Genomic DNA, 12,537 nt, shown 5'->3' on the forward strand with positions numbered 1-12,537 from the left:
ATCGGGGCCATGACGACGAACGCGACCGCCACGACCGCCACCGGCACCCGCTTCGAGGACCTGCCCGCGCTGATGGGCCTGATGACCGGCGACGAGAAGCACGGTCCCGCCGCGACCTCCACCCTGGACGCGCTCTGGGTGCTGTACGACCGGGTGCTGCGGGTGACCCCGGCGACCGCCGACGCCCAGGACCGCGACCGCTTCCTGCTCTCCAAGGGCCACGGCCCGATGGCGTACTACGCCGTGCTGGCGGCCAAGGGGTTCCTCGACCCCGCGGTGCTGCCGGGCTTCGGCGGCTACGACTCGCCGCTCGGCCACCACCCGGACCGCACGCTGGTCCCCGGCGTGGAGATCGCCTCCGGCTCGCTCGGGCACGGACTGCCGCTGGCCGTCGGCACCGCGCTCGGGCTGCGGGCCCAGGGCCTGACCGACCCGGCGGTGTGGGTGCTGGTCGGCGACGCGGAGTTCGACGAGGGCTCCAACGCCGAGGCGGTGGCCTTCGCCGGGGCCTACGGTCTGGACCGGCTGCACGTGGTGGTGATCGACAACTCCTCGGCCACGCACGGCTGGCAGGGCGGCATCGCCGGTCGCTTCGCGGCCGAGGGCTGGTCGACGGCGACGGTGGACGGCCGCGACCACGAGGCGCTGTACCGCGCGTACACCGCGGAGCACCCGGGCCGCCCGCACGCGGTGGTCGCCCGGGTCGAGCCCAAGGAGAACCACTGAGCGCCCGGCCGCCCGCACCCGCCGAACTCCCGCCGGCCGAACTCCCGCCGGCCGAACTCCCGTCCGTCGAGCCCGCACCCGTCGAGCCCGCACCCGCTGAACCCGCACCCGTTGTACCCGCACCGCCGAAAGGAACCTCCCCGATGGACACCATGCGCGAGCGCTTCGTGGCCGTGACCACCCGCCTGCTGGACGAGGACCCCCGGCTGGCCCTGGTGCTCGCCGACATCACGGCGGCCGCCTTCGCACCGGCGCAGCGGCACCACCCCGACCGGGTGGTCAACGTCGGGATCCGCGAGCAGCTGCTGATCGGCGCGGCGGGCGGCCTGGCGCTCACCGGGATGCGGCCGATCGCCCACACCTTCGCCAGCTTCCTGATCGAGCGGCCCTTCGAACAGGTCAAGCTGGACCTCGTCCACCAGGGCGTCGGCGCCGTGCTGGTGAGCGCGGCCGGCTCGTACGACTGGCCGTCCGGCGGCCGCACCCACATGTCCCCGGGCGACGTCGCCCTGCTGGACACCCTGCCGGACTGGACGGTCCACGTCCCCGGCCACCCGGACGAGGCCGAGCAGCTGCTGCGCCACGCTTACGCGGACGGCGACCGCAACGTGTACGTCCGCCTCTCGGCGCACCGGAACGCGGCCGCGGTGCCGGTCGAGCCGGGCCGCTTCACCACCCTCCGGACGGGCTCGCGCGGGGCCGTGCTCGCCGTCGGGCCGATGCTGGACGCGGTGCTCGCGGCCACCGAGGGCCTGGACGTCACCGTGCTGTACGCGGCGTCGGTGCGTCCCTTCGACGCCGCCGGGCTGCGGGCGGCACTCGGCGACCGGGCGGACGTGGTGCTGGTCGAGCCGTACCTGGCGGGCACCTCCGCGAACGAGGCGCACGCGGCGCTCGCCGACCGCTCGCACCGGGTGCTGGGCCTGGGCGTGCCGCGCGAGGAGCACCGGCACTACGGTTCGATCGCGGAGCACCTGGCCGCCTACGGCCTGGACGCCCCGGCGCTGCGGGAGCGGATCGGCACCTTCCTCTGGTAGTTCGGGTGGCCGGTGGTTCAGACCCGCACGATCGCGACCGCGTCCGCCGCCAGCCGCACCGCTGCCCCCTCCGTCACCGCCGCGCCCTGTGCCGCCGCTCCCTCCGGCGCCGCGGCCCCCTCCAGCGCCGCCGCCCCGAAGGCCGCCACCACCTCGCGCCCGGTGGCCCCGAGTGGCAGCGCGGCCTCGCCCGGCCCGAGGTTGACGGCGATCCGGTACGGCCCCCGGTGCACCACCAGCCGGCCCGCCGCCTCGTCGAAGTCCACCCGCACCGCGCCGAGGTCGGGGTCGGACAGCTCCGGGCGCTCGCGCCGCAGCCGGATCAACGTCCGGTACCAGGCGAGCAGTTCGGCGTGCGGGGCGCGCCGGATCTCGGTCCAGTCGAGGACCGAGCGCAGCACGGTGGCCGGCTCCTGCGGGTCGGGGACGGCCTCGGCGGCCCAGCCGTGCTCGGCGAACTCCCGCCGCCGGCCCCGCCGGACGGCCTCGGCGAGGTCCGGGTCGGTGTGGTCGGTGAAGTACTGCCAGGGGGTGGCGGCGCCCCACTCCTCGCCCATGAAGAGCATCGGGGTGAACGGCGAGGTGAGCACCAGCGCCGCGCCGCAGGCGAGCCGGCCGGGGGAGAGGCTGGTGGAGACGCGGTCCCCGAGCGCCCGGTTGCCGACCTGGTCGTGGTTCTGGAGGTAGCCGAGCAGCCGGTGGCCGTCGCCGGACGGGGTGAACGGGCGTCCGTGGTGGCGGCCGCGGAAGGAGGACCAGGTGCCGTCGTGGAAGAACCCCCGGGTGAGCGTCTTGGCGAGGGCGGCGAGCGGCTGGTGCGCGAAGTCCCCGTAGTAGCCCTGGGATTCGCCGGTGAGCGCGCAGTGCAGGGCGTGGTGGAAGTCGTCGCTCCACTGCGCGGCGAGGCCCTGTCCGCCCGCCTCGGGCGGGGTGGTGGTGGCCGGGGTGTTGAGGTCGGACTCGGCGACGAGGAACAGCGGCCGGTTGGTGGCGACCGCCAACTTCCGTACCTCTGAGGAGAGTTCCTCCAGGAAGTGGACGGCCCGGCCGTCCGCGAGGGCGTGCACGGCGTCCAGTCGCAGCCCGTCGATCCGGTAGTCGCGCAGCCAGGCCAGCGCGCTGCCGATCAGGTAGGCCCGCACCTCGTCCGAGCCGGGCGCGTCCAGGTTGACCGCCGAGCCCCACGGGGTGTGGTGCCGGTCGGTGAAGTACGGGCCGTACGCGGGAAGGTGGTTGCCGGACGGGCCGAGGTGGTTGTGCACCACGTCGAGCACCACCCCGAGGCCCTTGCCGTGGGCGGCGTCCACGAAGCGCTTGAGCCCCTCGGGCCCGCCGTAGGGCTCGTGGACGGCCCAGAGCGAGACCCCGTCGTAGCCCCAGCCGTGCCGGCCGGGGAACGGGCAGACCGGCATCAGCTCGACGAAGTCCACGCCCAACTCGACCAGGTGGTCCAGGCGTTCGGCGGCGGCGTCGAAGGTGCCGCGGGCGGTGAAGGTGCCCACGTGCAGCTCGTACAGCACCGCGCCGGGCAGCGCCCGGCCGCCCCGGCCGGTCGGTGGCCACGGGGACCAGGGGAACGCGGCGTGGTCCACCGCGCGGCTGGGCCCGTCCGGTCCGTGCGGCTGCCGGGGCGAGCGCGGGTCGGGCAGCGGCGGGCCGTCGTCCAGCCGGAAGGCGTAGTCGCCCGCCGGGGCCTCGCCGGACCACCAGCCGTCCCGGTCGGGGCAGCGGGCCAGGTCGTAGCCGAAGCCGTTGACCTCGACCCGCACCCGGGAACCGGCGTTCGGTGCCCACACCTGGTAGCTCGGCATCAGCCCCTCCTCGTCAGCAGGGCCACCGGCAGGTCCGCCAGCAGCCGCGCCACCGGCACCGCGCCCGCCGGGAAGCTCCGCCCGGTCGGCTCGTCCGTCCACGGCCCGCCGGCCGGCAGCTCCAGCACGGTGTCGCGCCAGCCGCCCGCCCGCTCCAGCCCGTACGGCAGCCGGGTGACGGCGGTGACCACGTCCTCGCCCCGGGTGAAGGCCAGCAGGTGGTCGGCGGCGGGGCCCGCGGCGTGCAGCGGCCGGTACGGGCCGAGCGGGCGGGCGCGGCGCAGGTGCAGCGCGGTGGTGGTGAGGTGCAGCTTCTCCCGGGCGAGGTCGCCGGGGCGCGGCGCGGCCGCGTCGGTGAGCCGCACCGCGAGCGCGCCGAAGTCCACCACGCCCCGGTTGTCCGGGTCCACCAGGGTGTACAGCGGCTCCTCGCTGCCCTGGTAGAGGTCCGGCACGCCCGGCACGGTGAGGTGCAGCAGCGCGGCGGCCAGGGTGTTGGCGCGGGCGTGCGGGGCGAGGGCGTGGACGGCGCCCTCAATGCGGGGGAGCAGCCCGGGGTTGGCGTGGACCGAGCGGGCGCGCCGCTCCAGCGCCCGCTCGTAGCCGGGGTCGGGGGTGGTCCAGGAGGTGTGCAGCTTGGCTTCGCGGGCGGCCTTGAGCAGGGCGGCGACCAGCCGGTCCGGGTCGATCGGCCAGGCGGCGACCAGGGTGTGCCACAGCAGCCAGTCGGCGTCCCGGTCGAGATCCGGCGCGGCCGGGCCCGCGGCGGTGGACCAGGCGGCGGCCTCGGCGGCCCAGGCGTCCGGCCGCTCGGCGAGCACGGCGAGCCGGGCCCGGGCGTCGGCGCTGCGCTTGGTGTCGTGGGTGGAGAGCACCGTCATGCTGTGCGGCCAGGTGCGCTCCAGGTAGCGGCACCAGTCGTGGAAGTCCGCGGGGTGCAGCCCGGGCCGGGCGGGTTCGCCGCCGACCTCGTTGAGGCCGGGCAGGGCGTTCCAGCGGTAGAAGGCGGTGTCCTCGACGCCCTTGGCGGCCACCGCGGCGGCGGTCTGGGCGAAGCGCGTGCAGAACTCGTCCTTGTCCGCGCCGCGGCCCAGCTCGCCGAGCGCGAGCGCGGCCACCAGCCGGTCGGTCGGGTCCTCGGAGCCGTCCAGGGCCGCCCGCAGCTGCCGGGTGGCGGCGGCCGGGACCGCCTCGCCGGGCCGGGCGTACGGCCGGTACGCCGGGTAGCCGGTGAGCAGCCGGCCGAGCGCCGCGCGCAGCTGCCCCGGCGCGTGGTCGGCGTGCGCGGGCTCGGCGGCGCCGATCCGCAGCGCTATCCGCACCAGCCGGTCGACCTCGGCGGCGAGTTCGCCGTCCGGCCCGGCCATGTCGGCGCGCCCGCGCCGGGCTTCGGCGACGGCGGGGTGTGGGTCCGCGCAGAGGTCCCGGATCGGGCCGCCGCGCCGGAAGGACTCGTACGCCCCGGCGAGGCGGCAGGCGCCCGCGTGGTCGGTGAGCACGCCGTCGATCCGGCGCAGCGCGTCGTAGCCGGTGGTGCCGGCCACCGGCCAGTCCTCGGGCAGCCGCTCCTCGCCGGTGAGGATCTTCTCGACCACGACGTACGCCCCGCCGGTGCTCCCCGCCGTCCCGCCGGTGGTCCCCGCCGTCCCGCCGGTGGTCCCCGCCGTCCCGCCGGTGGTCCCCGCCGTCCCGCCGGTGGTCCCCGCCGTCCCGCCGGTGGCCGCCGCGAGGCGCCGCAGGTAGCCGCGCGGGTCGGCCAGCCCGTCCGGGTGGTCGATCCGGAAGCCGTCCAGGACGCCGTCGGCGTGCAGTCCGAGCAGGACGGCGTGGGTGGCGGCGAACACCTCCGGATCCTCGGCCCGCAGGGCGATCAGCTCGTTGACGGTGAAGAAGCGCCGGTAGTTGAGCTCGGTGCGGGCCAGCCGCCACCAGGCGAGCCGGTACCACTGGCGGCCGAGCAGCTCGGGCAGCGCCAGTTCCTCGGTGCCGGGGCGCAGCGGCAGCTCGTGCTCGTGGTAGCGCAGCACTCCGGCGTCCACGGTGAGCTGGTCCAGGACGGCGCCGAGCCGGTCGCCGAGCAGCGGCAGCAGCACCCGGCCGCGCCCGGGGGCGTCGGTGGGGCCCTCCTGGGCGGTCCAGTCGATGTCGAACCAGCGGGCGTACGGCGAGTCGGGGCCGTCGCGCAGCACCTGCCACAGCGGCCGGTTGAGCCGTTCGGGGGCGGGCACGGCCATGTGGTTGGGCACCACGTCGGCGATCAGCCGCAGGCCGTGGCGGTGTGCGGCGGCGGCCAGCTCGCGCAGGGCCGGCTCGCCGCCGAGCTGTTCGCTGATCCGGGTGTGGTCGACGGTGTCGTAGCCGTGGGTGGAGCCGGGGACGGCCTCCAGCAGCGGGGACAGGTGCAGGTGGGAGACGCCGAGGGCGGCCAGGTAGGGGACGGCGGCGGTGGCGTCGCGGAGGGTGAAGCCGGGCTGGAGCTGGAGGCGGTACGACGACGAGGGGACGGCGGCGGCCGGGCGGGGCTGCGCGGGCTCGGCGGCGGGGGTCATAGCTCCATAGGTACCCGGGGGAGGCCGCCGCCAAGACCCGCTGCTGGCCCGAACAGGTGACCGGCCCCGGCCGTCCGAAGGCCCCGCGCGACGTTTCGCGCGACGTTCCGGGGGCCGTTCAGTGCGCCGTTTCGTGCGCCGTTCCGGGGCCGTTCCGGGAGCCGCCCTACGCGGGCCGTTGCAGCACCATCAGCGAGCGGTCGGTGAGCCACAGGGCGTCCCCGGCCTTGACCCGGGCGCCCGTGCCCGGGGCGGGCAGACGGGGCCGGGCGGTGTCGACCACGACCTGCCACTCCCGCCCGTGGCCGGCGGGCACGGTGAACTCCAGCGGCTCGAAGTGGGCGTTGAACATCAGCAGGAAGGAGTCGTCGACGATCCGCCCGCCGCGCCGGTCCGGTTCGGAGATCGCGTGGCCGTTGAGGAAGACGGTCAGCGACTTGGCGTAGCTGGCGCCCCAGTTGCGCTTGGTCATCTCCTCCCCGGTCGGGGTGAACCAGGCGATGTCGGTGAGGTCGTCGAAGCCGCCGGAGGCGGACACCGGCCGCCCGTGGAAGAAGCGCCGCCGCCGGAACACCGGGTGGTCGCGGCGCAGCCAGATCATCCCCTGGGTGAACTCCAGCAGCCGCGCCTGCGGCCCGTCGCCCTCGGGCCAGTGCACCCAGGTGAGTTCGTTGTCCTGGCAGTAGGCGTTGTTGTTGCCCCGCTGGGTGCGGCAGAGCTCGTCGCCGTGCGAGAGCATCGGCACGCCCTGGGAGAGCATCAGGGTGGCGATGAAGTTGCGCTGCTGGCGCTCCCGCAGCTCCTCGACGGCCGGGTCGGCGCCGGGCCCCTCGACGCCGCAGTTCCAGGAGCGGTTGAAGGACTCGCCGTCCCGGTTGTCCTCGCCGTTGGCCTGGTTGTGCTTCTCGTTGTACGAGACCAGGTCGCGCAGGGTGAAACCGTCGTGGCAGGTCACGAAGTTGATGGAGGCGATCGGGCGGCGGCCGTCGTCCTGGTAGAGGTCGGAGGAGCCGGTGAGCCGGGAGCCGAACTCGGCGAGGGTGGCGTTCTCGCCGCGCCACAGGTCCCGCACGGTGTCCCGGTACATGCCGTTCCACTCCGTCCACAGCGGGGGGAAGTTGCCCACCTGGTAGCCGCCCTCGCCGAGGTCCCAGGGCTCGGCGATCAGCTTGGCCTGGGAGACCACCGGGTCCTGCTGGACCAGGTCGAAGAAGGAGGAGAGCCGGTCCACCTCGTGGAACTGCCGGGCGAGGGTGGCGGCGAGGTCGAAGCGGAAGCCGTCCACGTGCATCTCGGTGACCCAGTAGCGCAGCGAGTCCATGATCAGCTGGAGCACGTGCGGGCTGCGCATCAGCAGGCTGTTGCCGGTGCCGGTGGTGTCCTCGTAGAAGCGCTGGTCCCGGGCGAGGCGGTAGTAGGAGACGTTGTCCAGGCCGCGCAGCGACAGCGTCGGCCCCAGGTGGTTGCCCTCGGCGGTGTGGTTGTAGACGACGTCCAGGATCACCTCGATCCCGGCCGCGTGCAGCGCCTTGACCATGGACTTGAACTCCTGCACCTGCTGGCCGCGGTCGCCGGTGGAGGAGTAGGAGGAGTGCGGGGCGAAGAAGCCGACGGTGTTGTAGCCCCAGTAGTTGGCCAGGCCGAGGTCCCGCAGCCGGTGGTCGCGGACGAACTGGTGCACCGGCATCAGCTCGATCGCGGTGACACCCAGCTTGGCCAGGTGTTCGATCACCGCCGGGTGGGCCAGGCCCGCGTACGTTCCGCGGATCTCCTCGGGGATGCCCGGGTGAAGCCGGGTCAGGCCCTTGACGTGGGCCTCGTAGATGACGGTGCGGTGGTAGTCGGTGCGCGGCGGCCGGTCGGTGCCCCAGTCGAAGTACGGGTTGATCACCACCGAGTGCATCGTGTGCGGGGCGGAGTCCAGGTCGTTGCGGCGCTCGGGGGCGCCGAAGTGGTAGCCGTAGACCGACTCGTCCCAGTCGATGTGCCCGCTCATCGCCTTGGCGTACGGATCCAGCAGCAGCTTGGCGCTGTTGTGCCGCTGGCCCAGGCCCGGGTTGTACGGGCCGTGCACGCGGAAGCCGTAGCGCTGGCCCGGCTGGACGCCCGGGAGGTAGGCGTGCCGGACGAAGGCGTCCGTCTCGCGCAGTTCGACGGCCGTCTCGGAGCCGTCCTCGGCGATCAGGCACAGCTCGATCCGGTCGGCGCTCTCGGAGAACACCGCGAAGTTGGTGCCGGCCCCGTCGTAGGTGGCGCCGAGCGGGTAGGGCGTACCGGGCCAGACCTGCATGACACTCCTCAACTTCCTTGCTGCCGACGGAAACTGACGTGCACTCCGACTGCGGAGCGGGCCGCCTGCCCGGGCCCGGACGCTCTCTTCCCGGCCGGGCGGCCGTGCATGTGCGCGAGCGTGCGCCGTGACGCACGGCACGGCCGCCGTGGACGCGCGGCACAGGGCATACTCCCCGAGCCCTCCCCCGGGGGCCGGGAGATCCGGCCCGGGTTGGGCCGAACGAGCATCCGTCGGGCATTCGTGTGAAGAGTGCTTCCGGTGGGGCGGGAGGGCCCCGGGCATCCGGCTGCGATCGGCTCTCGGCGGGCAGTACCCTTGATCGTCCGGCCGCCCGGGGCCGACCGGCAGGCGTCCGACGGACCGACAGGCCCGCGCGGAACGGCAGGCTTTCACGGGCCGACGGGCTTCACGGGCCGACAGGATTTCGACGACCCCCGCGCCCGCGGGGGCCGGCCGCACGACCAGATGAGGTGGCGCATGGTGTTCCCCGCCGGCGGCCGTGGCTCCGGGCCCGACGGCCCCGACCGGGGCGCGGCCCGCAGCGAGGCGCCCACGGTGGTCATGCGTCCCACCCTGACCGGCCGGGCCCTGGTGCCCGCCCAGGGCGGCCCGGTCGAGATACCCGCACTGGCCTGGTCGGCCGGCGAATGGGAGGACGCCTACCAGCGGGTCCGGCTGTCCGGCCGCGCCTACGTCTGGCTCAACCTGGTCGAACAGCGGCTGCGCGCCCTGGTCGACGAGGTGCTCCACCCGATCTACGCCCCCGCCCACGGCGAGGACTGGGTCACCGCCGCCGCCGGACCGGCCGGCGAGGAGTGGGCGCACCGGGCCGGGGCCGTGCGCGAGGTCAGCCGCCGCAAGGGCTACCTGCTCGACCCGGCCGACGACGACCCGCTGGTCTTCCTCACCCTGCCCCAGCTGCGCGAGCTGATGGTGCAGCACTGGCCCTGCTTCGAGCCGTACCTGGCCGACCGGCGCGAGATCGAACTCGCGCTCGACGAGCTGGAAGTGGCCCGGCACGTGGTCTCCCGCAACCGGGTGCTCACCCAGACCGTGCTGGCCCAGACCGAGCGGGCCGCCGCCCGCCTGCTGGCCGTCCTGGACGGCGGCGCCGGCGGGGTGCCCGCCGACGTGGTCGAGTCCCTGGTGGCCGGCCGGTACGCGGACGTCGTCGCCGTGCACGCCGACCGGGTCCGGCTCCAGCGCGACCTGCCCGTCGAGGACCTGCTGGACGGCGCCCGGCGCCTCGACGCGCTCGGCATCGGCCTCGGCATGCTCTGCCAGAACTACACTGGCAAGCGCCTGGTGCGCCTGGCCGGCGAAGGCTGCCGGGTGCGACTGCTCTTCCTCAACCCGGCGAGCAGCGCGGTGCGCCGACGCGAACGCGAACTCGGCCTCGGGCGCAACGAGTTGTCGCGCTCCATCGAAATGAACATCATGCACGTGCGGCGGGTCCGGGCCCGGCTGCGGGACCAGGGTGGCTTCGAGATCCGGGTCTTCGACGAAACCCCGCGCTTCACCGCCTACCTGGTCGAGGGCCCCCGCACGGCCGGCCAGGCGGGCGGCCGCCGACAGGGCCGCGACCTCGGCGTCATCCAGCCCTACCTGCGCCGCGCCCGCGGCATGGAGTCCCCGGCCCTGGTCCTGCGCGGCGGCGCCGGCCAGCAGCCCGGCGGCACCGAGCCGGGACTGCTGGAGGTCTACCGCGAGGAGTTCGAGGGCGTCTGGGCCGACTCCCGGCCGGTGTCCTGAGGCCCGGCGGCTCACCGGCGTGGCATAGGGCGCGTCTGACGATTCCCGCAATTCCCGCCGGGTTAGCGACGCGCCCCGGCCTTCGGACGGGAGGTGCCCCCACTGCCCCCTCCTCCGCCTTGCGAGGCACGCACCCCGACGCCGTGCCCTGATCCGACGCGAAGCGTCAGGCCCGCCCGAGGGCCCGTCCGGACCGGGCCGCCGGCCGCCCCCAGGACCGGGTTGTCGGTGGGCCGGGTGATGATAGGGGCTGTTTCGAGAGGCAGGACGGAAGGACACACCTGATGAGCTGGTGGCAGCAGCCACTGGTCGGCTTCGACCTGGAGACCACGGGCACCGACCCGGCCGTGGACCGCATCGTCACGGCCGCGCTCGTGGACACGGTCGGGGCCGCCCGGGTGGGGGCCGCGCACTGGCTGCTCGACCCCGGGGTGCCGATACCCGCCGAGGCGGAGGCGATCCACGGGATCGGGGACGAGGTGGCGCGGGGCAAGGGCAGACCGGCGAAGGAGGCGGTGGAGGAGATAGCCGCCGCGCTCTGCGAGCGGATCGCCGCCGGGCGGCCGGTGGTGGCGTTCAACGCGCCGTTCGACCTGTCGCTGCTCGACGCCGAACTGCGCCGGCACGGGCTGGCGACGCTCGCCGAGCGCCTGGGCCGCCCGGTCGGGCCGGTGCTGGACGCGCTGGTGATCGACCGGGCCGTGGACAAGTACCGCAAGGGCTCGCGCACCCTGCAGCGGGTCTGCGAGCTGTACGGGGTGGAGCTGACGGACGCCCACGAGGCGGGCAGTGACGCGCTCGCCGCCGTCCGGGTCGCCGTCGCGCTGGCCGGGCGCTACCCGGCCGAGGTGGGGTCGGTGGAGCCCGCCGAACTGCACCGGCGGCAGATCGACTGGTACCGGCAGTGGGCCGAGGGCCTCCAGGCCTGGCTGCGCCGCGGCAAGGACCCGCAGGCGGTGGTCGACCCGCGCTGGCCCGCCCGGTGACGACCGTCCGGCCCGCCCGCCCCGCAGGCCTGCCCGGCTTCCTCGCCCTCGCCCTCGCCGTCGCCGCCGAGTCGGGCCCGGAGGGCGGTTCCCGGCAGGTCCACCGGCTGCGCGTCCGCTGACCTCCGCCCGGCGGCGGGACGGGGGTCGGGGGGCTGGGGGCGGGAGCTGGAGCCGCGGACGCGGGCCGCGCCCCCAACAGCCTTACGCGGCAGGGAAGTCGAAGGTGTAGCCCTCGGCGACCAGCCAGGGCAGCAGTTGCTTGAGCGCGGCCACGGTCTGGCCGCGGTCGCCGCCGCCGTCGTGCATCAGGACCACGCCGCCGGGCTTGAGCTGCTTCTGCACGGCCGCGACGATCGCCGGCGTCCCCGGACGCGCCCAGTCGCGCGGGTCCACGGACCAGCCGAGCGAGGACATCCCGAGGCCCGCGGTGATGTGCTCGTTGTCGGCGTTGAAGCCGCCGCCCGGGGCGCGGAACCAGCCGACCTCGGTGCCGGGGCCGCCGGCCTGGACGATCATGTTCCGGGCGGTGGTGATCTCGTCCACGGCCCGGTCGTGCGGGAGCTTCGCGAACGGCTGCGGGTGGTGGACGCTGTGGTCGCAGAGCCGGTGCCCGGCGGCCAGGACGCGCTTGACCATGGCGGGGTTGGCGGCGGCGTTCTGACCGATCTGGCAGAACGTGGCCTTGGCGTGGTACTGGGCGAGCAGGTCGAGGATCTGGCCGGTGGCCGGGCCCGGGCCGTCGTCGAAGGTGAGCGCGACGGTGCGGCCGCCGGAGGCGGTGGAGCCGATCACGGTGCCCGCCCCGGTGTGCGGGGGCGGCGCCGCGGGCGAGGACGGGTCGGCGGCCGGGGCGCTCGGGATGCTCGGGGCGGCCGGTACGGCCGGGGTGGCCGGCGCGGTGGGCGCGGCCGAGACGGGGGAGCCCGTGGCCGTGGACGGCTTCGGCGTCGGCTTCGCGGGCACCGCCGGCACCGCCGGTGCGGAGGCGGCCGGGGAGCCCGCGCCGGGCGGCACGGCGTCCGATCCGGGCGCCGGCGCGATGGTGGTCGCCGCCGTCCCGCCCGGCTGGGCGGTGGCCGGGGACTGCGTCGGCGACGGCGCCTGCGACGGCGCCTGCGACGGCGCCGCGGCGCTCGGCGGCCGGAGCGCCCCGCCGGCCGTCCCGCACGCGGCCAGCCCCAGGGCGGCGGCCACCGTGACGCAGCCCACGAGCAGCCGGCGCCGGGATCGGGACGTTCGGGTCGGGGCGAGGGGGCGTGGGGCGGTCCGGTGCATGGCGGCGGCTCCTGAGGTGCGAGTGCGGTGCCGGTCTCTCGAGTCAGGACGACTGTCCGACAGGACGCCGATCGTACGTTCCTCGGTTGCGGACCGGACCGACCC

At 75.4% G+C, this 12,537-nt stretch carries 9 protein-coding genes; 5 read left to right on the forward strand and 4 right to left on the reverse strand.

Annotation, left to right across the window (positions count from 1 at the left end):
• Positions 1-9: 9 nt before the first annotated feature.
• Both ACFWP2_RS02465 and ACFWP2_RS02470 read left to right on the forward strand, forming a co-directional pair.
• Positions 10-726, forward strand: a complete 717-nt coding sequence (locus tag ACFWP2_RS02465; RefSeq protein ID WP_380447433.1) for a thiamine pyrophosphate-dependent enzyme — start codon at positions 10-12, stop codon at positions 724-726.
• Positions 727-869: 143 nt separating this feature from the next.
• The gene (locus tag ACFWP2_RS02470) at positions 870-1,763 is read left to right on the forward strand and encodes a transketolase family protein (protein ID WP_380447435.1); all 894 of its coding nucleotides are present in this window, start codon (positions 870-872) and stop codon (positions 1,761-1,763) included.
• A 17-nt stretch (positions 1,764-1,780) separates the two neighbouring features.
• Here ACFWP2_RS02470 and treZ read toward each other — a convergent pair whose 3' ends face one another.
• The 3 genes from treZ to glgX form a co-directional block, all read right to left on the reverse strand.
• A complete protein-coding gene (treZ, locus tag ACFWP2_RS02475; RefSeq protein ID WP_380447437.1) occupies positions 1,781-3,574 on the reverse strand; it encodes a malto-oligosyltrehalose trehalohydrolase in 1,794 nt (597 codons plus the stop codon).
• Positions 3,574-6,123 carry a malto-oligosyltrehalose synthase gene (gene treY / locus ACFWP2_RS02480; RefSeq protein ID WP_380447439.1) on the reverse strand — a complete coding sequence of 850 codons (2,550 nt, stop codon included), beginning with the start codon at positions 6,121-6,123 and terminating at the stop codon, positions 3,574-3,576. The genes treZ and treY overlap by 1 nt, the downstream gene beginning before the upstream one ends.
• Positions 6,124-6,289: 166 nt before the next feature.
• Complete coding sequence (gene glgX, locus ACFWP2_RS02485) at positions 6,290-8,413, reverse strand: glycogen debranching protein GlgX (protein WP_380447441.1); 2,124 nt, start codon at positions 8,411-8,413, stop codon at positions 6,290-6,292.
• A 564-nt stretch (positions 8,414-8,977) separates the two neighbouring features.
• Between glgX and ACFWP2_RS02490 the strand changes: the two genes are divergently transcribed.
• The 3 genes from ACFWP2_RS02490 (at position 8,978) to ACFWP2_RS02500 (ending at position 11,276) form a co-directional block, all read left to right on the forward strand.
• Positions 8,978-10,168 (forward strand): SAV2148 family HEPN domain-containing protein, encoded by a 1,191-nt coding sequence (locus ACFWP2_RS02490; protein ID WP_380447514.1) that lies wholly within the window; start codon positions 8,978-8,980, stop codon positions 10,166-10,168.
• Positions 10,169-10,452: 284 nt separating this feature from the next.
• Positions 10,453-11,154 carry an exonuclease domain-containing protein gene (locus tag ACFWP2_RS02495; RefSeq protein WP_380447443.1) on the forward strand — a complete coding sequence of 234 codons (702 nt, stop codon included), beginning with the start codon at positions 10,453-10,455 and terminating at the stop codon, positions 11,152-11,154.
• The gene (locus tag ACFWP2_RS02500; protein WP_380447445.1) at positions 11,151-11,276 is read left to right on the forward strand and encodes a hypothetical protein; all 126 of its coding nucleotides are present in this window, start codon (positions 11,151-11,153) and stop codon (positions 11,274-11,276) included. Before ACFWP2_RS02495 ends, ACFWP2_RS02500 begins: the two co-directional genes overlap by 4 nt.
• Before the next feature lie 82 nt (positions 11,277-11,358).
• Here ACFWP2_RS02500 and ACFWP2_RS02505 read toward each other — a convergent pair whose 3' ends face one another.
• Positions 11,359-12,432, reverse strand: a complete 1,074-nt coding sequence (locus ACFWP2_RS02505) for a polysaccharide deacetylase family protein (RefSeq protein WP_380447447.1) — start codon at positions 12,430-12,432, stop codon at positions 11,359-11,361.
• Between the last annotated feature and the right edge of the window lie 105 nt (positions 12,433-12,537).

The sequence above is a fragment of the Kitasatospora sp. NPDC058444 genome (assembly GCF_042721415.1).
In the GTDB taxonomy this organism is placed as follows: domain Bacteria; phylum Actinomycetota; class Actinomycetes; order Streptomycetales; family Streptomycetaceae; genus Kitasatospora.

What these genes read in the sequence shown, in the direction of transcription:
- ACFWP2_RS02470 (WP_380447435.1), top strand. Translation starts at nt 870, where the DNA reads ATGGACACCATGCGCGAGCGCTTCGTGGCCGTGACCACCCGCCTGCTG.
- treZ (WP_380447437.1), bottom strand. Translation starts at nt 3,574, where the DNA reads ATGCCGAGCTACCAGGTGTGGGCACCGAACGCCGGTTCCCGGGTGCGG.
- ACFWP2_RS02490 (WP_380447514.1), top strand. Translation starts at nt 8,978, where the DNA reads ATGCGTCCCACCCTGACCGGCCGGGCCCTGGTGCCCGCCCAGGGCGGC.
- ACFWP2_RS02495 (WP_380447443.1), top strand. Translation starts at nt 10,453, where the DNA reads ATGAGCTGGTGGCAGCAGCCACTGGTCGGCTTCGACCTGGAGACCACG.
- ACFWP2_RS02505 (WP_380447447.1), bottom strand. Translation starts at nt 12,432, where the DNA reads ATGCACCGGACCGCCCCACGCCCCCTCGCCCCGACCCGAACGTCCCGA.
- treY (WP_380447439.1), bottom strand. Translation starts at nt 6,123, where the DNA reads ATGACCCCCGCCGCCGAGCCCGCGCAGCCCCGCCCGGCCGCCGCCGTC.
- ACFWP2_RS02465 (WP_380447433.1), top strand. Translation starts at nt 10, where the DNA reads ATGACGACGAACGCGACCGCCACGACCGCCACCGGCACCCGCTTCGAG.
- glgX (WP_380447441.1), bottom strand. Translation starts at nt 8,413, where the DNA reads ATGCAGGTCTGGCCCGGTACGCCCTACCCGCTCGGCGCCACCTACGAC.